Source organism: Variovorax sp. W1I1 (assembly GCF_030815625.1).
In the GTDB taxonomy this organism is placed as follows: Bacteria; Pseudomonadota; Gammaproteobacteria; order Burkholderiales; family Burkholderiaceae_C; genus Variovorax; species Variovorax paradoxus_C.
On the sequence record NZ_JAUSWZ010000001.1, the window covers coordinates 5,049,057 to 5,072,992 of the forward strand.

19 protein-coding genes are annotated in these 23,936 nt (G+C 67.4%); 1 reads left to right on the forward strand and 18 read right to left on the reverse strand.

Annotated features, from left to right (window positions below):
* Nucleotide 1 precedes the first annotated feature (1 nt).
* The 16 genes from QFZ83_RS23640 to dksA all read right to left on the reverse strand — a co-directional run bounded on the left by QFZ83_RS23640 (nt 2) and on the right by dksA (nt 19,583).
* Complete coding sequence (locus QFZ83_RS23640; protein WP_307510564.1) at nt 2-985, reverse strand: D-alanine--D-alanine ligase; 984 nt, start codon at nt 983-985, stop codon at nt 2-4.
* Nucleotides 982-2,466: a UDP-N-acetylmuramate--L-alanine ligase gene (gene murC / locus QFZ83_RS23645; protein ID WP_307510566.1), complete on the reverse strand. Its 1,485-nt coding sequence runs from the start codon at nt 2,464-2,466 to the stop codon at nt 982-984. The genes QFZ83_RS23640 and murC overlap by 4 nt, the downstream gene beginning before the upstream one ends.
* Nucleotides 2,463-3,527, reverse strand: coding sequence for an undecaprenyldiphospho-muramoylpentapeptide beta-N-acetylglucosaminyltransferase (gene murG / locus QFZ83_RS23650; RefSeq protein WP_307510567.1), 1,065 nt, complete (start codon nt 3,525-3,527; stop codon nt 2,463-2,465). Before murG ends, murC begins: the two co-directional genes overlap by 4 nt.
* On the reverse strand, nt 3,524-4,822 hold the full coding sequence (ftsW, locus tag QFZ83_RS23655; RefSeq protein WP_306880393.1) for a putative lipid II flippase FtsW: 1,299 nt from the start codon (nt 4,820-4,822) through the stop codon (nt 3,524-3,526). Before ftsW ends, murG begins: the two co-directional genes overlap by 4 nt.
* Nucleotides 4,819-7,026, reverse strand: a complete 2,208-nt coding sequence (gene murD / locus QFZ83_RS23660) for a UDP-N-acetylmuramoyl-L-alanine--D-glutamate ligase (RefSeq protein WP_307510568.1) — start codon at nt 7,024-7,026, stop codon at nt 4,819-4,821. Before murD ends, ftsW begins: the two co-directional genes overlap by 4 nt.
* Before the next feature lie 10 nt (nt 7,027-7,036).
* Nucleotides 7,037-8,215 carry a phospho-N-acetylmuramoyl-pentapeptide-transferase gene (mraY, locus tag QFZ83_RS23665; RefSeq protein ID WP_013539439.1) on the reverse strand — a complete coding sequence of 393 codons (1,179 nt, stop codon included), beginning with the start codon at nt 8,213-8,215 and terminating at the stop codon, nt 7,037-7,039.
* A 22-nt stretch (nt 8,216-8,237) separates the two neighbouring features.
* Entirely contained in the window at nt 8,238-9,677 is a 1,440-nt protein-coding gene (murF, locus tag QFZ83_RS23670; RefSeq protein WP_307510569.1) for a UDP-N-acetylmuramoyl-tripeptide--D-alanyl-D-alanine ligase, read from the reverse strand.
* Nucleotides 9,674-11,227, reverse strand: a complete 1,554-nt coding sequence (locus QFZ83_RS23675; RefSeq protein WP_306880397.1) for a UDP-N-acetylmuramoyl-L-alanyl-D-glutamate--2,6-diaminopimelate ligase — start codon at nt 11,225-11,227, stop codon at nt 9,674-9,676. Before QFZ83_RS23675 ends, murF begins: the two co-directional genes overlap by 4 nt.
* A gap of 2 nt (nt 11,228-11,229) precedes the next feature.
* The gene (locus QFZ83_RS23680; RefSeq protein WP_307510570.1) at nt 11,230-12,984 is read right to left on the reverse strand and encodes a penicillin-binding protein 2; all 1,755 of its coding nucleotides are present in this window, start codon (nt 12,982-12,984) and stop codon (nt 11,230-11,232) included.
* Nucleotides 12,981-13,328 (reverse strand): cell division protein FtsL, encoded by a 348-nt coding sequence (gene ftsL, locus QFZ83_RS23685; RefSeq protein WP_307510571.1) that lies wholly within the window; start codon nt 13,326-13,328, stop codon nt 12,981-12,983. The genes QFZ83_RS23680 and ftsL overlap by 4 nt, the downstream gene beginning before the upstream one ends.
* A 2-nt stretch (nt 13,329-13,330) precedes the next feature.
* The gene (rsmH, locus tag QFZ83_RS23690; protein WP_013539434.1) at nt 13,331-14,254 is read right to left on the reverse strand and encodes a 16S rRNA (cytosine(1402)-N(4))-methyltransferase RsmH; all 924 of its coding nucleotides are present in this window, start codon (nt 14,252-14,254) and stop codon (nt 13,331-13,333) included.
* Nucleotides 14,255-14,262: 8 nt separating this feature from the next.
* Nucleotides 14,263-14,691, reverse strand: coding sequence for a division/cell wall cluster transcriptional repressor MraZ (mraZ, locus tag QFZ83_RS23695; RefSeq protein WP_307510573.1), 429 nt, complete (start codon nt 14,689-14,691; stop codon nt 14,263-14,265).
* 272 nt (nt 14,692-14,963) lie between these two features.
* Nucleotides 14,964-16,292 carry an ATP-dependent protease ATPase subunit HslU gene (gene hslU, locus QFZ83_RS23700; RefSeq protein WP_307510574.1) on the reverse strand — a complete coding sequence of 443 codons (1,329 nt, stop codon included), beginning with the start codon at nt 16,290-16,292 and terminating at the stop codon, nt 14,964-14,966.
* Nucleotides 16,293-16,294: 2 nt separating this feature from the next.
* Complete coding sequence (gene hslV, locus QFZ83_RS23705; protein WP_013539431.1) at nt 16,295-16,840, reverse strand: ATP-dependent protease subunit HslV; 546 nt, start codon at nt 16,838-16,840, stop codon at nt 16,295-16,297.
* A 52-nt stretch (nt 16,841-16,892) separates the two neighbouring features.
* Entirely contained in the window at nt 16,893-18,560 is a 1,668-nt protein-coding gene (locus QFZ83_RS23710) for an STAS domain-containing protein (protein WP_307510575.1), read from the reverse strand.
* A 48-nt stretch (nt 18,561-18,608) separates the two neighbouring features.
* The gene (dksA, locus tag QFZ83_RS23715; protein WP_306880577.1) at nt 18,609-19,583 is read right to left on the reverse strand and encodes an RNA polymerase-binding protein DksA; all 975 of its coding nucleotides are present in this window, start codon (nt 19,581-19,583) and stop codon (nt 18,609-18,611) included.
* A gap of 379 nt (nt 19,584-19,962) precedes the next feature.
* Here dksA and QFZ83_RS23720 point away from each other — a divergent pair, with 379 nt between their 5' ends.
* Nucleotides 19,963-21,471, forward strand: a complete 1,509-nt coding sequence (locus QFZ83_RS23720; RefSeq protein WP_307510576.1) for a YdgA family protein — start codon at nt 19,963-19,965, stop codon at nt 21,469-21,471.
* Nucleotides 21,472-21,552: 81 nt separating this feature from the next.
* On the opposite strand, the gene QFZ83_RS23725 is transcribed toward QFZ83_RS23720, so the two are convergent.
* Together QFZ83_RS23725 and QFZ83_RS23730 are read right to left on the reverse strand one after the other, a co-directional pair.
* Nucleotides 21,553-22,605, reverse strand: coding sequence for a GTP-binding protein (locus QFZ83_RS23725; RefSeq protein ID WP_307510578.1), 1,053 nt, complete (start codon nt 22,603-22,605; stop codon nt 21,553-21,555).
* Between the two features lie 97 nt (nt 22,606-22,702).
* The gene (locus QFZ83_RS23730) at nt 22,703-23,923 is read right to left on the reverse strand and encodes a class I SAM-dependent rRNA methyltransferase (RefSeq protein WP_307510580.1); all 1,221 of its coding nucleotides are present in this window, start codon (nt 23,921-23,923) and stop codon (nt 22,703-22,705) included.
* Nucleotides 23,924-23,936: the final 13 nt, after the last annotated feature.

Sequence of the window (23,936 nt, forward strand, 5' to 3'; positions counted from 1 at the left end):
GCTATTGCGCGCCTCCCTTGGCATCCAGCGAAGCGGAGGCCAGCACGCGCAGGCACAGCTCTTCGTAGGGAATGCCCGCCGCGCGCGCCGACATCGGCACCAGCGAATGGCTGGTCATGCCGGGCGAGGTGTTCATCTCGAGCAGGAAGGGTTTGCGGTCGCTGGCGCGGATCATCACGTCGGCGCGGCCCCAGCCGCGGCAGCCGAGCGTGTGGTACGCGGCCAGCGTGATGCGCTGGATCTCGTGCTCCTCGTCCGCGGGCAAGCCGCTCGGGCACTTGTATTGCACGACGTCGGTGAAATACTTGTTCTGGTAGTCGTAGGCGCCTTCGGGCGCGGCGATGCGAACCACGGGCAGCGCGCGCGCATCGAGCCCCTGGCCGAGCACGGCGCAGGTCACTTCCTCGCCTTCGATGAACTCCTCGCAGAGCACGTCGGCGTCGTACTTGGCCGAGAGCGTGACCGCGTCCTGCATCTGCCTGTCCACGTCGTTCGGGCCCTCGACCTTGGTCACGCCGATGGACGAGCCTTCGCGCGGCGGCTTCACGATCAGCGGCAGGCCGAGCACATCGGGCACGGCGCGGATCTGCTCGCGGCTTTGCTGGTCGAAGGCCAGGCGCACGTACTTGGGCGTCGGCAGGCCGTCGGCCTGCCAGATGCGCTTGGTCATGACCTTGTCCATCGCCACGCTCGAAGCCATGACGCCCGAGCCGGTGTAGGGAATGCCGAGCAGTTCTAGCGCGCCCTGCACCGTGCCGTCTTCGCCATGGCGGCCGTGCAGCACGACGAAGCAGCGGGCAAAGCCTTCGCGCTTGAGCTCGACCAGGTCGCGCTCGGACGGATCGAAGGCATGCGCATCGACGCCGCGCGAACGCAGCGCCTCGAGCACGCCGGTGCCCGACATCAGCGAGACCTCGCGCTCGGCCGAACTGCCGCCGAACAGCACGGCGACCTTGCCGAAGAGTTTTGGATCCTGAAGGCTCACGATGCCCTCCCCTTGCGCGAGCCGCGCTCCGAAGTTGTTGACGATGGCGCAGTGGCCGTTGCGACCGCTGCGGGTGCGGCCGCGCCGCCGAGTTCGACCACCTTGCCGGGCACCGCGCCGATGGAACCGGCGCCCATGGAAAGCACGACGTCGCCCGGGCGGGCGTTGTCCAGGACGGCCTGCGGCATGGCCGCGATGTCGTCGACGAACACCGGCTCCACCTTGCCGGCCACGCGCAGCGCGCGCGCCAGCGTGCGGCCGTCCGCGGCCACGATGGGCGCCTCGCCGGCGGCATAGACCTCGCCGAGCAGCACCGAATCGGCCGTGCCGATGACCTTCACGAAATCCTCGAAGCAGTCGCGCGTGCGGGTGTAGCGGTGCGGCTGGAATGCCAGCACCAGCCGGCGGCCCGGGAACGCGCCGCGTGCGGCGGCGATCGTGGCCGCCATCTCGACCGGGTGATGGCCGTAGTCGTCGATCACGGTGAAGCTGCCCACACCGCCCGGCACGCGCACTTCGCCGTAGCTCTGGAAGCGGCGGCCCACGCCCTTAAAGCCGGCGAGGCCTCGCTGCACCGCCTCGTCGGGAATGCCGAGCTCGACCGCCACCGCGATCACTGACAGCGCATTGCGCACGTTGTGCTCGCCCGGCAGGTTCAGCACGATGGGCAGGTCGGGCAGCGTCACGCCGTTGCGGCGCTGCGCGGTGAAATGCATCTGGCCGCCGACCGCGCGAACGTCGACCGCGCGCACCTGCGCGTCTTCGCCGAAGCCGTAGCTGGTGACCGGGCAGGTGACCTGGGCCACGATGTCGCGCACCGCCGCGTCGTCGGTGCAGAGAATCGCCACGCCATAGAACGGCATGCGGTGCAGGAAGTCGACGAATGCTTTCTTCAGCTTCGCGAAGTCGTGCCCGTAGGTCTCCATGTGGTCGGCATCGATGTTCGTGACCACCGCCATCACCGGCAGCAGGTTCAGGAACGAGGCGTCCGACTCGTCGGCCTCGACCACGATGTAGTCGCCGCTGCCGAGCTGCGCATTCGCGCCTGCGCTGTTCAGTCGCCCGCCGATCACGAAGGTCGGATCGAGCCCGGCCGCATCGAGCACGCTCGCCACGAGGCTGGTGGTGGTGGTCTTGCCGTGCGTGCCCGCGATCGCGATGCCCTGCTTCAGGCGCATCAGCTCAGCCAGCATCAGCGCGCGCGGTACGACCGGAATGCGCTTCTCGCGCGCGGCCAGCACCTCGGGGTTGTCCGACTGCACGGCAGTGGAAGTGACGACCGCGTCCGCGCCCTCGATGTGCGCGGCCGCATGGCCCACGAAGGTGCCGATGCCCAGGCCCGCGAGCCGGCGCAGCGTGGCGCTGTCGGACAGGTCGGAGCCGGTGATCCTGTAGCCCAGGTTGAGCAACACCTCGGCAATGCCGCTCATGCCCGAACCGCCGACGCCGACGAAATGGATGTGGCGAATGGCGTGCTTCATTTGGCAAGCTCCTCGCAGGCGCGGACGACGGCTTCCACAGCCTCTGTCTTCTGCATGGTCTTGGCCTTCGCGGCCTTCTCGATCAGCGCGGTGCGCTCGGTGTTCTGTAGCAAATCAGCCAGCAATTCAGGTGTGAGGTCGGCCTGCTGCACCAGCCAGCCGCCGCCCGCGTCCACGAGGAAGCGCGCGTTGGTGGTCTGGTGGTCGTCGACCGCCGAGGGGAAAGGCACGAACAGCGCTGCTGCGCCGACGGCCGCGATTTCTGTGACGGTGCTGGCACCGGCGCGCGCGACGATGATGTCCGCGTCCGCATAGGCCTGCGCCGTGTCTTCGATGAACGGCGTGAGTTCGCCTTCGACGCCCGCCGCCGTGTAGTTGGCGCGCAGTTCGTCGATCTGCTTGGTGCCGCTCTGGTGCAGCACCTGTGGACGCGTTTCGGGTGCGATACGCGCCAGCGCCTGCGGCACCACGGTGTTGAGGCCGCGTGCGCCGAGGCTGCCGCCCACCACGAGCAGCTTGAGCGGACCGGTTCGGCCCGCGAAGCGCGAGGCCGGATCGGGCTGCGAGGTGAACGCCGCGCGCAGCGGATTTCCCACCCACTGCGCCTTCTTCAGCACATTCGGGAAGGCGGTGAAGACGCGGTCGGCCACGCCCGCCAGCACCTTGTTGGCGAGGCCGGCGACCGAGTTCTGCTCGTGCAGCACCAGCGGCTTGTTGAGCAGCACGCCCATCATTCCGCCCGGAAAGGTGATGTAGCCGCCCAGGCCCACCAGCACGTCGGGCTTCACGCGGCGCACCACGCGAAAGCTCTGCCAGAAGGCGCGCAGCAGTTTCAACGGCAGCAGGAACAACGTGAGCGGACCCTTGCCGCGCACGCCGCCGAACTGCACCGGCTCGAACGCGAAGCCACGCGGCGGCACGAGCTTTTCTTCCATGCTGCCGGGCGCGCCCAGCCAGTGCACGCGCCAGCCGCGCTCGCGCAATGCCTCGGCCACGGCGAGGCCGGGGAAGATGTGGCCGCCGGTGCCGCCGGCCATGACGAGTGCGGTGCGCCCGGTCATACGCGGCCTCCGCGCATGAGAACTCGGTTTTCGTAATCGATGCGCAGCACGATGGCCAGCGCGATCATGTTCATCAGGATGGCCGAACCGCCGAAGCTCATCAGCGGCAAGGTCAGGCCCTTGGTCGGCAGTGCGCCGAGGTTCACGCCCATGTTGATGAAGGTCTGGAAGCCGAGCCACACGCCCACGCCTTGCGCGACCAGGCCCGAGAACACGCGGTCCAGCGCAATGGCCTGGCGGCCGATGTGCATGACGCGGCGGGTCAGCCAGAGGAAGAGGCCGATGATCAGCAGCACGCCGACCAGGCCGAACTCCTCGCCGATCACGGCGAGCAGGAAGTCGGTGTGCGCTTCGGGCAGCCAGTGGAGCTTCTCGACGCTGCCACCGAGGCCGACGCCGAAGATCTCGCCGCGCCCGATGGCGATCAGCGAGTGCGAGAGCTGGTAGCCCTTGCCGAGCGCATGCTCCTCGCTCCACGGATCGAGGTACGCGAAGATCCGCTCGCGGCGCCACGGGCTGCTCGCCACGATGGTGCCGAAGGCCACCACCACGAGCGCGGCGATCACGAAGAACATGCGCGCGTTCACGCCGCCCAGGAAGAGGATGCCCATGGCGATCACCGCGATCACCATGAACGCGCCCATGTCCGGCTCGGCCATCACCAGCATGCCGACCACCACCACCGCAATGCCCATCGGCAGCACGGCGCGAAAGAACCGCTCCTTGATCTCCATCTTGCGCACCATGTAGCTGGCGGCGTAGAGCACCATCGCGAGCTTGGCGAGTTCCGACGGCTGGAAGCGCATAAAGCCCATCGGCAGCCAGCGGCGGGCGCCGTTCACGTTGATGCCGATGTGCGGAATTAGCACCGCCACCAGCAGCAGCAGCGAGGCCACGAAGAGCCAGGGCGCGGCGCGCTCCCAGGTCTTCATCGGGATCTGGAAGGCCAGCAGCGCAGCGATGAACGCGAACGCCACCGAGGCGGCATGCCGCGTCAGGAAGAACGAGGCGCCGTAGCCGGCACGCGCGAAACGCGGGTTGTCGGGCAGCGCGATGGACGCGGAATACACCATCACCAGGCCCCAGGTCAGGAGCGCCACGGTGACCCACACCAGCGCCTGGTCGAAGCCAAGCACGCGCATCGGCGTGGCCTTGGTCTGCGCGATGCCGGCGCCGCCCAGCCGAACCGGCAGGTGCACGGGCAGCGAATCGATGCCGCTGCGGGCGCGCCTGAACCAGCCACCGAAGCGGCTGGTGCGGGTGTTGGGCGTGGCGCCTGCAGCAGCGGAGTTCACAGCGTTTCCTCCGGGGACGAACCGTCGGTCGACATTCCGCGCGGGTTGTCCGCGAGCGCCTGGACGACCTCGCGGAACACTTCCGCACGGTGCTCGTAATCCTTGAACATGTCGAAGCTCGCACAGGCCGGTGACAGCAGCACGGCATCGCCGGGGTTGGCGCGCGCGGCGGCCAGCTTCACGGCCTCGTCCATCGAGGCGGCATGCATCAGCGAGACGCCGGTGTTCGCCAGCGCGGCCTCGATCAGCGGCGCGTCGCGGCCGATCAGCACGACGGCGCGCGCATGCTGGGCCACGGGTGCTGCGAGCGGTTCGAAATCCTGCCCCTTGCCCTCGCCGCCAAGGATCACGACCACGCGGCGGTCTTCGCCCAGGCCGTTCAGTGCCGCGACCGTCGCGCCGACATTGGTGCCCTTGCTGTCGTCGAAGTACTCCACGTCGTCGATCAGCGCGATCGGCTCCACGCGGTGCGGCTCGCCGCGGTATTCGCGTAGGCCGTAGAGCATCGGGCCCAGCGGGCAGTCGGCGGCGGTGGCGAGCGCGAGCGCGGCCAGCGCGTTCATGGCGTTGTGGCGGCCGCGGATGCGCAGTGCGTCGGCGGGCATGAGGCGCTGGAAGAAGATTTCCTCTTCGACCACCGCGCCGCGCTTGCGCTTCTGCGTTTCGTCGGCCTCCAGTGCGCGCACCAGCCAGCCGATGCCGTTGATGCGTTCGATGCCGTAATCGCCCGGGCGCAGCGGCATCGCGCTGCCGAAGGTGACGTGCGTACGGATCTGCGGGCGCTGCAGCTTCACCCGGACGGGTGGCGGCAGCATGGCCATCACGCCTGCGTCGTCGCGGTTGAGGATCATCAGGCCCTTCGCACCGAAGATGCGCGCCTTCGCCGCCGCATAGGCCGGCATGTCGCCGTGCCAGTCGAGGTGGTCCTGCGTGAGGTTGAGCACGGTCGCGGCGGTCGGCTCGAAGCCCTGCACACCGTCGAGCTGGAAGCTGGAAAGTTCGAGCACCCACACGTCGGGCAGCGTCTCGGCATCGATGTGCGCGGCCAGGGTGTCGAGCAGCGTCGGGCCGATGTTGCCGGCGACAGCCACGCTCTTGCCCGCGCGCTCGACCAACTGGCCAGTGAGCGCGGTGACGGTGGTCTTGCCGTTGGTGCCGGTCACGGCGAGCACCGCGGGGGTGTAGCCCTTGGGCGCCGGAGGTTCCTCGATCGGCACCAGGGGCAGTTGGGCCGTCGGCTCTTCTTCCACCGCGGCGGAGGCCGGGTTGGTGGCGGAAAGTTCGGCGATCTTGGCGACGAAGTCGGCGGCCTCGCGGGCGGCCGTGGGGACGTAGGGCTTGCCGGTGGCGGGCAGGCGGGAACCGGTGGCGGGTGCGACTGCTGCCGCCGGTGCCGTCGCGTCGGGTGCGGCATCGGTGACCTCCGCGGCCGGGGCGGCTTCGTCCACGGGCGGCGTGACCGGAACGCTCAGCGAAGGATCACGCGGCATGGCCTCGGCCATCGCGGGGGTTGCGGGTTCAGGTGCTGCTTCGGTTGCTTCGGTGCTTTCCGTCGCGGCGGCGGGCTCGACGGTTTGCGCTGGCACTTCCGCCGTCTCGACGGCTTCCGGCACTTCAGTTGTCTCGACAGGCGCAGGCGCTTCAGCCTCGACCTGCTCGGTCACTGCATGCACCTCTTCCGGTTCCGGTGCGGCCGGCACTTCGGCCGCTTCGACGGGCGGGGCTTCCGCCGGCTCGACGGTCAACGTCAGCTCGGCTTGTGCCGCTTCGGGCACGACGGGTTCCGCAGGCACTTCGGCAACCGGTTCAGCCACGGCTTCCGGTTCGGCCTCGATGACTTCTGTCACCGGCACTTCGACCGTCCGCAGGTCCAGCAACGCGCGCGCGAAAAGGTCCAGCTCACCGCCGACCGTCAGCCCCACGGCCTTCGCCGCATCGATGACCGGCGCAATGGTCGCGGGCGACAGGCCCGGCGAGCGGTACACCGCGCGAATCGGCGTGCCTTCGACCAGCGCGGCCGAGAACGGCCCGCCGATGAATGCCACATCCGGCAACTCCGCCTGCAGCGTCGCGAGCGCGGCGGGCGCCTCGCGCGTGTCCGCCACGGTCACGACCGCACCGTGCCGCGCGCACCAGCGCGCCATCGCCAGCCCGGACGCACCGAGGCCGAGGACGAGGACGGGGAGGTCTTTCAGATGGCGCATCTGTTTCTTCTCACCGCAACTTCAGCGTCGAGAGACCCACGAGGCACAAGAGCATCGTGATGATCCAGAAGCGCACCACGACCTGCGTTTCGCGCCAGCCGCTCTTCTCGAAGTGGTGGTGCAGCGGCGCCATCTTGAGCACGCGCCGGCCTTCGCCGTAGCGCTTCTTCGTGTACTTGAAGTACATGACCTGCGCCATCACCGAGATCGCCTCGACCACGAAGATGCCGCCCATGATGAAGAACACGATCTCCTGGCGCACGATGACCGCGATGGTGCCCAGCGCGCCGCCGAGCGCGAGCGCGCCCACGTCGCCCATGAACACTTGGGCCGGGTGCGTGTTGAACCAGAGGAACGCGAGGCCCGCGCCGGCCATCGCCGAGCAGAACACCAGCAGTTCGCCCGAGCCGGGGATGTTGGGGAACAAGAGGTACTTGGAATACACCGCGCTGCCCGTGACGTAGGCGAACACGCCCAGCGCCGAGCCCACCATCACCACCGGCATGATCGCGAGGCCGTCGAGCCCGTCGGTGAGGTTCACCGCGTTGCTCGCGCCCACGATCACGAGGTACGTGAGGATCACGAAGCCGATGCCGCCCAGCGGATAGCTCACTTCCTTGAAGAAGGGCACCAAGAGGTTGATCTTGGGTGGGAAGTCCAGGTCGAAGCCCGACTGCACCCAGGCGAAGAACAGCTGCAGCACGCGCCAGTTGGAGCTCTCGGAAATGCTGAAGAGCAGGTAGAAGCCCGCGAGCAGGCCGACCACCGACTGCCAGAAATACTTCTCGCGCGAGCGCATGCCCTCGGGGTCCTTGCGCACCACCTTGCGCCAGTCGTCGACCCAGCCGATGGCGCCGAAGCCCATCGTCACCCACAGCACGATCCACACGAAGCGGTTCGAGATGTCGAACCACAAGAGCGTGGCAAAAGCGATCGCGAACAGCACCAGCACGCCGCCCATGGTGGGCGTGCCGCTCTTGGTGAGGTGCGTTTCCATGCCGTAGCCGCGCACCGGCTGGCCGATCTTGAGCGCGGCGAGGCGGCGGATCACGTACGGGCCGGCCACCAGGCCGACCAGGAGCGCGGTCACTGCGGCCATCAGCGCGCGGAAGGTGAGGTACTGGAAAACGCGCAAAAACCCGAACTCGGGCGAAAGCGTCTGCAGCCATTGGGCAAGGCTCAGCAGCATGGTGTATCGCGCGGCTCATGCGTCATGACCGGCCTCCTTTTGTTGTTTTGGGTTGTGACTGAGCAAGATCGCCAATCGCTTGCACCACGCGTTCCATCTTCATGAAGCGCGAGCCCTTGACGAGCACGCTGCCGACCAGCGGCAGGCGGGCGAGCACGGCGGCATGGAGCGCTTCGTAGTCACCGAAATGACGGCCGTTGTCCGCATCCTGGAAGGCCGCAACCGTGTGCGCAGTCTCGGCGCCGAGCGTGTAGACGGCCTCGATGCCGCACTGCTTCGCCCAGGCGCCGACCTCGGCGTGGAACTCCGGCGCGCGGTTGCCGACCTCGCCCATGTCGCCGAGCACCAGCAGGTGCGGGCCGGGCAGGCCCGCGAGCACGTCGATGGCGGCGATCACGGAATCGGGGTTGGCGTTGTAGCTGTCGTCGACCAGCGTGAGCACGTGCTTGTTCGACAGCACGACCTCGCTGGCCTTGGAGCGGCCCTTGACCGGCTCGAAGGCCGACAGGCCGTCGGCGATGCGGTCGATCGGCACGCCCGCGGCCAACGCGCAGGCGGTGGCGGCCAGCGCGTTGCCCACGTTGTGGCGGCCGGCGATGTGCAGTTGCGCATCGAAGCCGCCCAGCGGCGTGCGGATGCGCACGGCCCAGGCGCCCTGCTTCCAGTCAGCGCTCTCGAGCGAGATGTCGGCGCCTTCGTCTTCGCCGAACGTCATGCAGCGGCGCGAGCCGCCGTCGTGCGCCATGTCGGTCCAGAGCGAGGTGAAGACGTCGCCGTAGGGGAAGACGGCCGTGCCGTCATCGGGCAGCACCGCGAACACGGCGGCGTTCTCGATGGCGACCGCCTCGACGGTGGCCATGAATTCCTGGTGCTCGCGCTGGGCGTTGTTGACCAGCGCGATGGTCGGGCGCGAGATGGCGGACAGCCGCGCGATCTCGCCCGGATGGTTCATGCCCAGCTCGAGCACCGCGTGCTGGTGGCGCGCGCGCAGGCGCAGCAGCGTGAGCGGCACGCCGATCTCGTTGTTGAAGTTGCCGGCGGTCGCGAGCGCGCGGTCGGCGCGGAAGGCGACGAGGATCGCCGCGATCATCTGCGTGACCGTCGTCTTGCCGTTGCTGCCGGTGACGGCGATCAGCGGCAGCTCGAACTGCGCGCGCCAGCCCGCGCCGAGCGCGCCCAGTGCCACCAGCGAGTCGGGCACTTCGAGGCCCGCGAGGACGGCGGCTTCGAGGCCGTGGTGGGCGATGGCTGCGATGGCGCCCTTTTCCTTGGCCTGGGCCAGGAAATCGTTGGCGTCGAAACGCTCGCCCTTGAGGGCGACGAACAGGTCGCCGTCTGCCAGCGTGCGGGTGTCGGTGTGTACGCGCGCGATGACCGTGGCCGGGTCGCCCACGAGGCGCGAACCCGGAATCCATTGCTGCGCTTGAGCGAGCGTCATGTTCAGCGGCGTCATATCCGTCATGCCGCACCTCGCTTCGTCAGCGCATCCAGCGCGTGGGTCTTGTCCGAGAACGGCAGGCGCTGGCCCGCAATCTCCTGCCAGGCCTCGTGGCCCTTGCCGGCGATCAGCACCACGTCCTGCGGCGCGGCCTGTGCGATCGCGTCGGCGATGGCGGCGGCGCGGTCGGGCTGCACCTGGGCGGCGTCGGAGCGAGAGAAGCCGCGCAGCACCTGGCTGATGATCGCGTCGGGCTTTTCGCTGCGAGGGTTGTCGCTGGTCACGATGACGCGGTCGGCCTGGCGCTCGGCGACGGCCGCCATCATCGGGCGCTTGATCGGGTCGCGGTCGCCGCCGCAGCCGAACAGGCACCAGAGCGCGCCGCCGCGCTGCTGCGCCAGCGGGCGCAGGCCAGCGAGTGCCTTGTCGAGTGCATCGGGCGTGTGGGCGTAGTCGACCACCGCAAGAGGCGCATTGCCACCGACGCTCACGCGTTCCATGCGGCCGGGCACGCTGGTGAGGTTGGCGCACGCGGCAACAGCCCGCGAGAGCGACAGGCCCAGCGCGCGCAGCGTACCGAGCACGCCGAGCAGGTTCGCCACGTTGTACTGGCCGATGAGGCCGGTGGAAAGACGCTCGACCGACACGCTCCCCTGCTCTGCCACCGAGAACTGCAGGCCCTGCGCGTCGTAGCCGATGTCGCGTGCCACCAGGCGCGCCGGTTTGCCGCCGGCCGACACCGTCCAGACATCGAGCGCGCCAATGCCTGCATCGACGAGGTTCGCGCACAGGCTCGCGCCGTGCATGTCGTCGATGTTGATCACCGCGGCGCGCAGGCCCGGCCAGCGGAAGAGCTCGGCCTTGGCTTCCCAGTAGGCATCCATGCTGCCGTGGTAGTCGAGGTGGTCCTGCGTGAAATTGGTGAACACCGCGACCGCGATCTGCGCGCCGTCGAGCCGTCGCTCGGCGATGCCGATCGACGAGGCCTCGATGGCACAGGCGCCGAAGCCGCGCTCGACCAACGCGCGCAACTCGCCCTGCATCATCACGGGGTCGGGCGTGGTGAGGCCGGTGTAGGTGAGATCGGGCGGCACGCCGATGCCCAGCGTGCCCATCACGGCGCAAGGCGACGGCGCGCTGCGCTCCATGGTCCCGTCGGGCCGCATCGCGCGAACGCCGCCGGCCGCGCGCAGCGTCGAAAGCGATTCGGCCAGCCACCACGCGGTGGAGGTCTTGCCGTTGGTGCCGGTCACGGCCAGCACGTCGAGCAGCGCCGAGGGGTTGTCGTAAAAAGCCGAGGCGATCGGGCCGGTCGCGGCCTTGAGACCGGGGTAGCTCGCGATGCGGTCATCGTCACCGAAGCCGAAGGCATCGACGCCCTCGTACTCGACCAGGCAGGCCGCAGCGCCCTGCGCCAGCGCGGCGGCCACGTGCTTGCGCCCATCGGTCGCGGCGCCGGGCCAGGCGATGAAGCCGTCGCCCGCGCCCACCGGACGGCTGTCGGCATGCAGCGCGCCCTGCACGCGCTCCTTGAGCCAGAGCGCGGCCATTTGGGGGGAGGTGAGTGTCAGCATGCTCAGAAGCTCTCGTCGACGCCCTGCGTCATCACCAGGGGTTTGACCGCCAGATCGGGTGCGACGTTCATCATGCGCAGCGTCTGCTGCACGACTTCGCTGAACACGGGCGCTGCCGCAACGCCGCCGAAATACTGGCCGTCGCTGGGCTCGTCGATCATCACCGCGACGATGATGCGCGGCTTCTCGATGGGCGCCATGCCGGTGAACCAGGCGCGGTACTTGTTGCTCGCGTAGCCCTTGCCGACCTGCTTGTGGGCCGTGCCCGACTTGCCGCCGACCGAGTAGCCGACCGTCTGCGCGCGCGTGCCGGTGCCGCCGGGGCCGGCGGCCATCTGCAGCATCTTGCGCACGGCCAGCGCGTTGGAGGGCGAGAACACCCGCACGCCGACCGGCGGCTCGGAGTTCTTCAGGATGGTGACCGGGATGATCGAGCCGTCGTGCGCGAACGAGGTGTACGAATGCGCCATCTGGAACAACGACGCCGACAGGCCGTAGCCATAGGCCATGGTGGCCTGCTCGACCGGCTTCCAGGTCTTCCACGGGCGCAGCCGGCCCGTCACGGCGCCGGGGAACTGGATCTGCGGCTTCTGGCCGTAGCCGAGCGCGGTGTAGGTGTCCCACATCTCGTGCGGGGTCATCTTCTGCGCGATCTTGAGCGCGCCCACGTTGCTCGACTTCTGGATCACACCCTCGACCGTCAGCGTGCCGTAGTTGTGCGTGTCGCTGATGGTGAAGCCGCCGAGCTGGTAGCGGCCGGGGCCGGTTTCGATGAGCGTCGATGGCTTCACGCGGCCGGCTTCCAGCGCCATGCCGACGGTGATGGGCTTCATCGTCGAGCCGGGCTCGAAGGTGTCGGTGAGCGCGCGGTTGCGCAGCTGTTCGCCGGTGAGGTTCTGGCGCTTGTCGGGCACGTAGCTCGGGTAGTTGGCCAGCGCCAGCACCTCGCCGGTGATGGAGTCGAGCACCACCACGCTGCCGGCCTTGGCCTTGCGCGCGGTCACCGCGTCGCGCAGCTTCTGGTAGGCGAAGAACTGCACCTTGCTGTCGACGCTCAACTGGATGTCCTGGCCGTCGAGCGGCGGCACGATGTCGCCCACGCCTTCGACCACGCGGCCCAGGCGGTCCTTGATGACGCGGCGCGAGCCCGCCTTGCCGGCCAGCTCCTTGTTGAACGCGAGTTCGATGCCTTCCTGGCCGCTGTCTTCGACGTTGGTGAAGCCCACCACGTGCGCGGCCGCCTCGCCCTCGGGGTACTGGCGCTTGTATTCCTTGCGCTGGTAGATGCCCTTGAGGTTCATCGCGGCGATCTGCTTGGCGATGGGCTCGTCGACCTGGCGCTTGATCCAGACGAAGGTCTTGTCCTCGTCCTGCAGCTTCTTGTCGAAGTCCTTCTGCGGCATCTCGAGCAGCTTGGCCACCTGCTTGAGCTTGGCGCGCACCTCGGGGTCGTCGCGCTCGATGTCCTCGGGAATCGCCCAGATGCTGGGCGCCACCACGCTGGAGGCGAGGATGAGCCCGTTGCGATCGAGGATGCGGCCGCGGTTGGCCGGCAGCTCGAGCGTGCGCGCAAAGCGCACTTCGCCCTGCCGCTGGAAGAAGCTGTTGTTGAAGACCTGCACGTACGCGGCGCGCCCCGCCAGCCCGAGGAAGCCGAAGGCAATGCCCGCGACGATGAACTTGCTGCGCCACACCGGCGTCTTGCTCGCGAGCAAGGGGCTGGTGGTGTAGCGAACGCTGCGGTCGCGACGGCTCATCGTGCAGCCCCCCTGGCGGTGGTGGCGGCCGGCTTCGGCGGCACGACGGGCGGCAGCGGCGCGACGGCCGGGATCACCGAACCGTCCGGGCGCACGTACTGCGTGATCGCCGGCGTGGTGGTGCGCATCTGAAGCTGCTCCTTGGCGAGCTTCTCGACGCGCAGCGGCGTGGCCTGCGCGCGCTTCTCGACTTGCAGGCGGTCGTGGTCGGTTTCGAGGCGCCGGGCTTCCTGCTGCACGCGGTCGAGCTCGGTGTAGAGCTGGCGCGAGCGGTACTGCGTATGGACGAGATAGAGCGACGTCGCGATGACGGCCATCAGCAGGAGCAGGTTCAAGCGGGCCATGATCAGTTGGCCTCGGTGCGTTCGGCGACGCGCAGGATCGCGCTGCGCGAGCGCGGATTGCCGCGCACTTCGTCTTCGGACGGCTTGATGCGCTCGAGCGCGTTGAGCTTCATCACCTTAGGCGCAGCGAAGGGCGCCCGGCGGTCGTAGACCTCTTTCGAGTGCTTGGCGATGAACTGCTTGACGATGCGGTCTTCCAGAGAGTGGAAGCTGATCACCGCGAGCCGGCCGCCGGGCTGCAACACGGACAGGCTCGCTTCTAGCGCCTGTTGCAGCTCTTCAAGCTCGGCGTTGATGAAAATCCGAAAAGCCTGAAATGTGCGCGTTGCAGGGTTCTGGCCCTGCTCGCGGGTTTTGACCGTGCCAGCCACGAGCTCGGCCAGTTCGGTGGTGGTTGAAATTGGGCCCCGTTCTTGTCGGCGAGCAACAATCGCCTTTGCAATCTGAACAGCAAACCGTTCTTCGCCATAGTCACGGATCACCTCTGCAATCTGCTGAAGTTCGGCCGTTGCCAGCCATTCGGCCACGCTCTCGCCGCGCGTGGTGTCCATGCGCATGTCGAGCGGGCCGTCGAATCGAAAACTGAAGCCGCGCACCGGGTTGTCGATTTGCGGCGAACTCACGCCCAGGTCCATCAGCAAGCCGTTGACGCTCGCATCGGGCAGCTCGCCCAGCGAACGGAATCCCTGGTGCCGGATAGAAAAACGCGCATCCGAGATGCGCGCTGCTTCGGCCACTGCTTCCGCATCCTTGTCGAATGCGATCAGCCTGCCTTCCGGCGCCAGCCTCGCGAGGATCGCCCGCGCGTGCCCTCCCCGCCCGAAGGTGGCGTCCACGTAGGTGCCGGTGGCTGCCGTGCTGCCGGAAAGAAGGGCTTCCACCGCTTCGTTCAGCAAGACGGTCGTATGGGTCCATGGGGTGTTCACGTGGGTCCTCAGAACGCGAAGTCCTGAAACACATCCGGCATCTCGCCCTGGGTGGCCTCGGCCTCCTTGGCCTCGTACGTGGCCTTGTCCCAGAGTTCGAAGTGGTTGCCCATGCCGAGCAGCAGCGTGTCGCGTGCGATGCCGGTGGCGGCGCGCAGCTCGGGCGACACCAGGATGCGGCCGGTGCCGTCCATCTCGACGTCCATCGCGTTACCGAGGAAGACGCGCTTCCACCACTGCGCCGACATCGGCAGCGCGGCGATGCGCTCGCGGAATTTTTCCCATTCGGGACGGGGGAACACCATGAGGCACCCATGCGGATGCTTGGTGATCGTGAGCTGGCCGCCTGCCGTCGCAATCAGGACGTCACGGTGCCGGGTCGGCACGGAGAGCCGCCCCTTGGCATCCAGACTGAGCGATGAAGCGCCTTGAAACACGACCACAAACCCCTGTGTTGGGAGGTACTGCAATGCCCGAAAGAGGCACTACCCGCACTTTTTCCCACTTAACTGCACTTTTTTGCACTGTAGCAGGAAACACTTGGGGCGCAACTGGCCGTTGGTGGTATTTTTTGTAATGGAATCAACGACTTAGCGCCGATTCCAAAACCTTGGAATCGGCGAATTTCGTTGAAAATGAAGTACTTAGCCCACGCAGTGAAAGTAAAGCGTGAAGCATTCCCCCGTTACAGGGGGAAGAAGAAGCTGCTTTAGAGGATGAAGCGCGAGAGGTCTTCGTCGTGACTTAGTGCCGCAAGGCGCTCGTCGACGTAAGCGGCATCGATGCGGATCGTCTGACCCTCGATGCGGGCCGCGTCGAAGCTTACCTCATCGAGCAGGCGCTCCATCACGGTCGACAAACGGCGCGCGCCGATGTTCTCGGTGCGCTCGTTCACCTCGAAGGCGATGCTCGCCAAGCGGGTCACGCCGTCGGGTTGGAAATCGAGCGTCACGCCCTCGGTCGCGAGCAGCGCCTGGTACTGCTTCACGAGCGATGCGCGGGTCTGCGTGAGGATGCTTTCGAAGTCCGACACCGAGAGCGATTGCAGCTCGACCCGTATCGGAAAACGCCCCTGCAGCTCGGGGATCAGGTCGCTCGGCTTGCTCAGGTGGAACGCGCCGCTCGCGATGAACAGCATGTGGTCGGTGCGCACCACGCCGTACTTGGTGGTCACGGCCGTGCCCTCGACCAGCGGCAGCAAATCGCGCTGCACGCCTTGCCTCGACACGTCGGAGCCCTGCGCTTCGCTGCGGGTCGCGACCTTGTCGATCTCGTCGATGAAGACGATGCCGTTCTGCTCGGCGTTGGTGATCGCCTGCGCGCGGATTTCGTCCTCATTCACCAGCTTGGCGGCCTCCTCGTCGATCAAGAGGCGCAGCGCCTCGGCGATCTTGAGCTTGCGCGTCTTGCGCTTGCCACCGCCCATCTGGCCGAACATGCCGCGCAACTGCTCGGTCATTTCTTCCATGCCGGCGGGGCCCATGATTTCGAGCGGCGTGCGGGTCTCGGCGAGGTCGAGTTCGACTTCCTTGTCGTCGAGTTGGTGCTCGCGCAGCTTCTTGCGGAAAGCCTGTCGCGTGGGATTGGGTCCATCGATTGCCGCGGTCGTGCCGTCTGCACCGCGCGCTGGAGGCAGCAGCACGTCGAGGATGCGGTCTTCGGCGGCGTCTTCGGCCCGCGCGCGCACCTTGGCGCTCTCAGATTCGCGGGTCTGCTTGACGGCGATTTCGGCGAGGTCGCGAATGATCGAATCGACGTCTTTCCCGACGTAGCCCACCTCGGTGAACTTGGTCGCCTCGACCTTGATGAAGGGCGCGTCCGCCAGGCGCGCGAGACGGCGTGCGATCTCGGTCTTGCCCACGCCCGTCGGGCCGATCATGAGGATGTTCTTCGGGGTGATCTCGCTGCGCAGCTTCTCGTCGACCTGCTGGCGGCGCCAGCGGTTGCGCAGCGCAATGGCCACGGCACGCTTGGCGGCGGGCTGCCCGACGATGTGGTTGTCGAGCTCGGAGACGATTTCCTGGGGGGTCATGGACATGGTCAGAGCGCTTCCACCGTGTGGTTCATGTTCGTGTAAATGCAGATTTCTCCGGCGATCCCCAGCGATTTGCGCACGATCTGCTCGGCCGAAAGGTCGGTGTTCTCGATCAGTGCCTTGGCCGCCGACTGGGCATATGCGCCGCCCGAACCGATGGCGATCACGCCGTCTTCGGGCTCCAGCACGTCGCCGTTGCCGGTGATGATGAGCGAGGTGGTGGCGTCCGCCACGGCCAGCATGGCCTCGAGCTTGCGCAGCACGCGGTCGGTGCGCCAGTCCTTGGTGAGTTCGACCGCCGCGCGGGTCAGGTGCCCCTGGTGCTTTTCGAGCTTGGCCTCGAAGCGCTCGAAGAGCGTGAAGGCATCGGCGGTGGCGCCGGCAAAGCCGGCCAGCACCTTGCCGTGATAGAGCCGTCGCACTTTGCGCGCCGTGCCCTTGATGACGATATTGCCGAGAGTGACCTGCCCGTCCCCGCCAATGGCGACTTGGTCGCCTTGGGGAGTCTTGCGGCGCACGCTCACGATGGTGGTGCCGTGAAACTGTTCCATCGCAGCCATCTGGGGATTGCCGAAGGCAATGCAACCCCGAAACAGGGTGGTTTCAGTTCTTTCGAACGGCTACGGTTGCGTGGTCGGTAATGCCCACGAGCCCGAACAGCGCGGCGATCAGCCGGTGCGCATCGACGAACTGCACCCGCTCGCCATCGGCGTCCCGCGCCCGCACCCAGCTCAGCAGCGTGCCGGCGGCGGCAAGGTCCATGCGCAGCAGCGCCGCGCATGAAATGACGGGCGCCGTGGTGTGGCGCAGGTCGGTGTCCAGCCGCTGCCAGGCCGACAGCGATTCGCCCCGCAAATCGCCCGCCAGTGCGGCAAAGCCGGTGTCGTGCGTCGGAAAGCTCTCCGATTCGGCACTCGACAGCAGCGACCACACCGAGCTGCTGCGGCTCGGCGGCGGCGCGGTGAGCGCGGTGCATTCGCCGATCGGGTCCTGCCAGGACGGCGGCGACACCTCATAGGTGATGCAGTAGTTGAGCGCCACCAGTTCGAAATCGTCGGGCAGGTGCATCACCCGCAGCGCGGCCAGATGCAGTTGCCACCAGACGTCGTCGGTGCCGCGTTCGTTGTTCGGCGCCGCCTCGGCCAGCACCGCCAGCAGTTGCGCGGTGCCGATGAAGCGCAGCTTGACCGGCGAATCGGCCCAGTGCGTCAGCAGCACCCGCAGCGGCGCGGCAGCTTCGGGCTCGATGGCGGTCAGGGGGCGCCAGTCGAGCGTCCAGACCGAACCGGCCTGCGACAGCGCGCGCGTGAGGCTCATCAGCCCTTCGCGGGACAGGCGCGCGGGGCTGCTCCAGTCGGCCTGGGCACCACCGCCCTCGCCTTGCTCTGCCGCCTCTTCGCTGGCGGTCACTGCCTTCACGCTGCGCGCCAGGTCTTCGAGCGACACCCAGTCGGGGCCCATGCGCTTCATGCGCTGCGCGTAACGCATGCGGGCGGCCGCGAACTTGGCGGCGTCGCCGGTGGCGCGGTACAGGTCGAACAGGGTGCGCCAGCGGCTGTCGTCGCGCTCGGCTGCGGCGTCGTTCTCGCCGTCGGCGGCCGGAGCGCTTTCGGAGGCCAGGGCCTGCAGCAGGATCGCCTCGGCGCCGGCGTCGTCGCCATGCGCAAAGCGGATTACCGCTTCTTCGAGCGCGCCATCGTGCGCCAGCCGGGAAGACAGGGGCGACGCACCGCCGCCCCCGGCCGCGACGGGGCTGGCTGCCTGGACGGGCGGCACGGCCGCCACGGTGCGATGCACCGGCGGCGGCTCGAGCAGATCGTCGACATGCACCGGCGGCAGCGTTTCGGCGCCGGCATCGGGCGGCGGATTGACCAGCGTCTCGCCGTTCGGGCCGCGGCCCTTCCACCACTGCTGCGACATCTGCTCTTCGATCTCGTCGATCTTCTTGAGCGTGAGCGCGCGGCCCTCGGACTTTTCCGAAGAGCTGTTGATGTTGAACGACGAGGGCGTGACCGTCCCCTCGAAGGCATGGGCGGCCGCCTCGCGCTGGCGCAGCTTGCGAAGCATGTCGAACTCGCGCCGGCGAACGAAGTCGTTGCGCTGGCGCCGCTCGATCATCTCCTTGAGCATCTCCCGGCTGTAGGTCTGCTCGGGGAGCGAGGAGTCCGACGTCGTGGAGGAAGGCGCATCCAGCTCCGACCAATCCTTGAGCGGATTGCGGACAAACTTGGCCACCTTCGAGAAAAGACGGCCCGATTCTTCCTTTGGCATTCGGTGAAGACTATCGAACGGGCTGGGGTTTATCTACCTTGACCCGGTTCAATCCCCGAACATTTTCTGCTTGAGTTCGCGGCGCTGTTGCGCCTCGAGCGACAGCGTGGCGGTCGGGCGGGCCAGGAGGCGGCCGACGCCGATCGGCTCGCCGGTCTCGTCGCAGTAGCCGTAGTCGCCGGCGTCGATGCGCTGGATCGATTGCTCGATCTTCTTGAGCAGCTTGCGTTCGCGGTCGCGGGTGCGCAGTTCGAGGGCGTGTTCTTCCTCGATGGTCGCGCGGTCGGCCGGATCGGGCACGACCACCGTGTCTTCACGCAGGTGCTCGGTGGTCTCGCCGGCGTTTTCCAGGATGCCGCGCTTGAGTTCTTCGAGCTTCAGGCGGAAGAACGCCATCTGCTTTTCGTTCATGTACTCGGTGTCGGGCATCGCGATGACTTCGGCATCGGTCAGCTCGGCGGGCGACTTGGTCTTCCAGTTGTTCGCGAGCTTGGGGTCTTTCTTGACGGCCAGCGGCGGCGGCGGCACCAGCGCGGTGGACGGCGCCTGCGAGAAGCTGGACTTCGCGGCGGTCGACGCCACGGATTGCGGCATCGAGGGGACGGTCAGTTGCGACAGCCGGGACACACGGCCCCCACGCGCGGCGGGTGCGGGCGTGGCGGTTTGAGCGGGCATCGAGGGTGTCGCCGGGGCGGAAGAGGAGGCGGCAGCCGTTTTTTTCATGGGGATCGGGGGAGCAGAAGGAACGGCAGCAGGGCGGCCGACGGGTTTGGATGACGATGGACCCGTGCCTGCGGTCTTGGTTGCTGTTGCAGGCTTGGCGGGCTTGACGGACTTCTTTGTCGCAGCGGTGGCGGCCTTGGCCGGTGGTGCTGCGGGCTTTTTGGACGCGCTTTTCTCCTTCGTTGCAGGCGCCTTCGCGGTGGCGGAAACCTTGTTCGCCGCGGGTACAGCCTTCGCAGCCGTCGCCTTCTTTGCGGCGGGCTTGGATGCTGGCGTGGCCTTGGCGGCGGGTTTCTTCACGGTGACTGGCTCCTTGGACGAACTGGAACGCGCTTTCACTGGGTGTCTCCTCCCATGGGAACCACTCGCGGCTTTCGTGCCGCGCGGGCTCCACGTTGTCGGGGTGCTCGCGGTTGCGAACCCCGGGGTTATACCCCCGAAAGCCCTGCAGAAACCCGCGGCGCCCCGTGCCGGAAGTCACATCTCGTCCAAGAGGACTGGGTGTGGCTCCCGGAACAGGCGCGCGATTGTATAGAGAACTCGAAATCGCGGGCGATGTGTCTGCATGCCGGTTGGCTCCGGTAGCATCGGCCCGCGTCGCCGGAGGGGGTGACGCGGGGCTGCCGCTCCCTCGGGGCGGCGCGGGCCCATCCGATCATTCGATAAAAGAAAGCAAGCCTTGAGCAAGAAAGTAGTTTTGGGAGCCGTGGCCGCGGCCATCGTCGTCGCCTACGGAGGGAGCACCTGGTGGACCGGATCGAAGGTCCGTTCGATCTACGAGACCGCGCTCGACGAGATGCCCAAGCAGACCGCGCTGGTGCGCGTGACCGAGCGCAAATACGAGCGCAACTTCTTCGGCGCCGTGAGCACCGTGACGCTGGAAATCGGCTGTGCGGCCGATGCCGCCACCGCCCCGGCCGTGGCGCAGGCGCCCGCCGCCAAGCCCGCGGAAGGCGAGGAGCCGCAGGAGGAAGAAGACGGCGACGAAGCGGACGCCAAGCCGCCCAAGCCCCTGCGCATCACCATTCGCGACACCATCCACCACGGCCCGATCGCCGGCGGCAAGTTCGCGGCGGCCACCATCGACAGCGAGCTGGTGCTCGACATCAAGGGCCAGGCGCAAGCCGAGAAGTTCTTCGGCAAGGCCAAGCCGCTGACGGCATTCACCAAGGTCAACTTCGACGGCAGCTACGCCATCGACATGGCGGTCGCGCCCGTCAAGGTGGCCGAAGAAGGCAAGGGCGAATTCGCCTGGCAGGGCGCGCAGGCGCACATCGAAGTGAACGCCGCCCGCACCAAGGCGCGCTACGACATGACGATGCCGGGCCTGGACTTCAACTACGCGGCCAAGGGCGTGCAGATGAAGATGGGCAAGATCACGGCCAAGGCCGACATGGACGGCAGCGCGGGCTGGATCCTGGCCACCGGCAAGACCGAGGGGCGCCTGGACGCCTTCGAGTTCTCCGCCACCAAGGGCCTCGGCGGCAGCGCCGATGCCGACGCGCCGGCCGGCACGCACAAGCCCGTGAAGGTGCTGCTGCAGAACGTCGACCTGAACGGCGAAGCCACGATCAAGGACGGCCTCTACGCCTCCGAAGGCACCCTCAAGGGCCAGGGCAAGATCGGCGAGACCAGCATCGACAAGTTCGAGATGTCCAGCGGCGGCCGCCGCATCCACGCCGCCGGCTACAGGAAGCTGGCCGACGCCTACCTGCAATCCACCGCCCTGGCCGGCTGCGGCAAGAGCAGCAAGGCCACGCAGGCCGCGATGAAGGCGCTGGCCGACCAGCTCGCCCCCGATCTGAAGGCCATGGCCAAGTACAGCCCCGAATTCGGCCTGGACAAGATGGTGGTCGAGATCGGCGGCAAGCGCGGCGAACTCAGCTACACCGCCGGCATGGTCGGCGTGACCGACGAAGACCTGCAGGAGCCGGGCATGGCCCTCCTGATGAAGCGCGGCGTGCTCAAGGCCAACGCGCGGCTGCCGGTGCAATGGCTCGAACAGATCGCCGCCACCGGCGCCGAGAGCGGCCAGACGCCGCCGCCCGAAATGGTGGCGGGGCTGGTCGAGCAAGGCGAGGCCAGCGGCTTCGTCAAGCGCGACGGCGAACATGTCACCGGGCAGGTCGAGTTCAGCGAAGGCAGCCTGAAGGTCAATGGCAAGCCGCTGACCGAACTGGGCAAGTAAGCCACTGCCAGGCCATGAAAAAGGCGCTGTCCCTTGCGGGGCAGCGCCTTTTTCCTTGGATGAATCAGCAGCGGGCGGTCGTCACACCAGGCACTGCTCGAGTCCCTGCTCGAGAATTTCGCGCGGCAGCTCGATGCCGATGAACACCATGCGGCTCTGGCGGTTTTCGTCCTTGCCCCACTCGGGGCCCAGGTCGCTGCCCATCAGCTGGTGCACGCCCTGGAAGATCACCTTGCGCTCGGTGCCCTTCATGTTCAGCACGCCCTTGTAGCGCAGCATGCGCGGGCCGTAGATGTTGACGATCGCGCCCAGAAAGTCTTCGAGCTTGGCCGGATCGAAGGCGCGGTCGGCCTTGTAGACGAAGCTCTTCACGTCGTCGTCGGTGTGGTGATGGTGGCCGTGGCCTTCGTGCTTGTGCGAGGGGTGGTCGCAATGCTCGCCATGCGCGTGGTCATGGTCGTGATGGTCATGATCGTCTTCCCTCAGGAAGTCCGGATCGATGTCCAGCTTCGCATTCAGGTTGAAGCCACGCAGGTCGAAGATGTCCTTCAGCGGCACGTCGCCGAAATGCGCCTTCTGCTGCGGCGCGCGCGGGTTCATGTGCTTCAAGCGATGGATCAGCGCCTCGGTTTCCTCGGCCGACACCAGCTCGCTCTTGCTGATGAATATCTGGTCGGCAAAACCGACTTGGCGGCGCGCTTCCTGGCGGTCGTTCAGTTGCTGCGGCGCGTGCTTGGCGTCCACCAGCGTGAGGATCGAGTCGAGCAAATAGCTCTCGGCGATTTCGTCGTCCATGAAGAAGGTCTGGGCCACGGGGCCGGGGTCTGCGAGGCCGGTGGTCTCGATCACCACGCGGTCGAAATCCAAGAGGCCCTGGCGCTTCTTGGCGGCCAGCAGTTGCAGCGCCTCGCGCAGGTCTTCGCGGATGGTGCAGCAGACGCAGCCGTTGCTCATCTGCACGATCTGCTCTTTCGATTCGGTCACGAGGATGTCGCTGTCGATGTTCTCTTCGCCGAACTCGTTCTCGATGACCGCGATCTTCTGGCCGTGGGCCTCGGTCAGGATGCGCTTGAGCAACGTGGTTTTGCCCGAGCCGAGAAAGCCGGTGAGGATGGTCGCGGGGATGAGGGCCATGAGGGGTGCTCCGAAGCGGAAAAACTAAAAAACGGGGGTGGCGGGCAGTTTAGCCAATGCCACTGAGTTGCGTTGCCGAAGGGGTCAAGCGGCCTTTTCAGGCGGGCTTTCTCACCACCACCAGGCCCTTCAAATACTCCCCTTCCGGGAATTCGATCGTCATTGGATGGTCGGGTGCCGCACCCAGGCGTTCGCTGATGTAACCGTCGACATTCGCATCCAGCCCGGCCGAGGCCACGATCTTGTGGAACAGGTCGGCGGAGATGCCGCCCGAGCACGAGAAAGTCAGCAGCACGCCGCCCGGCTCCAGGATCTTGAGCGCGAGGCGATTGATGTCCTTGTAGGCCCGCGCCGCGCGCTCGGCATGCGCCGCCGTGGGCGCGAACTTCGGCGGATCGAGCACGATGGCATCGAAGGTGCGGCCCTGGTCGATGAACTCGCGCAGCACGGTGTTCACGTTCGCATCGAGAAACTCGGTCTTCACGCCCGAACCCTCGCCGCCGAAGCCGTTGAGCGCGATGTTGGCGCGCGCGAAGTTCAGCGCCGGCTGCGACGAATCGACCGACACCAGCTCGGCCCCGTCGAGCGCACCCGCGGCCTTGAGCCCCGCCAGCGCCGCGACGGTGAAGCCGCCCGTGTAGCAGAAGCAGTTCAGCACGCGCTTGAAGCGCCGGTGCTTCGCGAGTTCGGCAAAGCGCTGGCGGCTGTCGCGCTGGTCGAGGTAAAAGCCGGTCTTGTGGCCGGTCGCGATGTCGAGCGAGAGTTTCCAGTCGTGCTCGCGGATAGTGATTTCGGTGGCGCCCTCCCCGCGCAGCCAGCCCGTGACCGGCTTCAGGCCTTCGCGCTCGCGGCCGCTGGCATCGGAGCGCTCGTAGAACTTCGTGAGCCCAGTGGCCTTGAGCAGCGCATCGGCCAGCGCGTCTTTCCAGCGCTCCACACCGGCCGAGAGGAATTGCGCCACCAGCGTGTCGCCGTAGCGGTCGACGATCAATCCCGGCAGGCCGTCGGCCTCGCCATGCACCAGCCGCACGCCATCGCTCTGCAGATCGAACAGGCCCCTTGCACGCACGGCACGCTCGCACACCGACGCGAGAAACGCGGCGTCGATGCGCTGCGTTTCGACAAAGCTCCAGGCCCGCGCGCGGATCTTGGAGATCGGGCTGAACGCCGCCCAGGCGAGGAACGCGCCGTCGTGCGATTCCACGCGCACCGTCTCGCCCGAGTCGGCACCGCCGCGCGCAATGGCCGATTCGAAGACCCACGGATGGCGGCGCTGCATCGAGCGCTCTTTGCCGGGTTTGAGGCGAAGGGTTTTCATTTTTTTACCTGGC

Excerpts from the sequence above, each read along its gene's own strand:
- hslV (WP_013539431.1), bottom strand. The coding sequence starts at position 16,840 with ATGGAACAGTTTCACGGCACCACCATCGTGAGCGTGCGCCGCAAGACT.
- ftsL (WP_307510571.1), bottom strand. The coding sequence starts at position 13,328 with ATGGCCCGCTTGAACCTGCTCCTGCTGATGGCCGTCATCGCGACGTCG.
- murG (WP_307510567.1), bottom strand. The coding sequence starts at position 3,527 with ATGACCGGGCGCACCGCACTCGTCATGGCCGGCGGCACCGGCGGCCAC.
- mraY (WP_013539439.1), bottom strand. The coding sequence starts at position 8,215 with ATGCTGCTGAGCCTTGCCCAATGGCTGCAGACGCTTTCGCCCGAGTTC.
- murF (WP_307510569.1), bottom strand. The coding sequence starts at position 9,677 with ATGACGGATATGACGCCGCTGAACATGACGCTCGCTCAAGCGCAGCAA.
- QFZ83_RS23710 (WP_307510575.1), bottom strand. The coding sequence starts at position 18,560 with ATGCCAAAGGAAGAATCGGGCCGTCTTTTCTCGAAGGTGGCCAAGTTT.
- murC (WP_307510566.1), bottom strand. The coding sequence starts at position 2,466 with ATGAAGCACGCCATTCGCCACATCCATTTCGTCGGCGTCGGCGGTTCG.
- hslU (WP_307510574.1), bottom strand. The coding sequence starts at position 16,292 with ATGTCCATGACCCCCCAGGAAATCGTCTCCGAGCTCGACAACCACATC.
- QFZ83_RS23680 (WP_307510570.1), bottom strand. The coding sequence starts at position 12,984 with ATGAGCCGTCGCGACCGCAGCGTTCGCTACACCACCAGCCCCTTGCTC.
- QFZ83_RS23725 (WP_307510578.1), bottom strand. The coding sequence starts at position 22,605 with ATGGCCCTCATCCCCGCGACCATCCTCACCGGCTTTCTCGGCTCGGGC.
- QFZ83_RS23730 (WP_307510580.1), bottom strand. The coding sequence starts at position 23,923 with ATGAAAACCCTTCGCCTCAAACCCGGCAAAGAGCGCTCGATGCAGCGC.
- murD (WP_307510568.1), bottom strand. The coding sequence starts at position 7,026 with ATGCGCCATCTGAAAGACCTCCCCGTCCTCGTCCTCGGCCTCGGTGCG.
- QFZ83_RS23675 (WP_306880397.1), bottom strand. The coding sequence starts at position 11,227 with ATGCTGACACTCACCTCCCCCCAAATGGCCGCGCTCTGGCTCAAGGAG.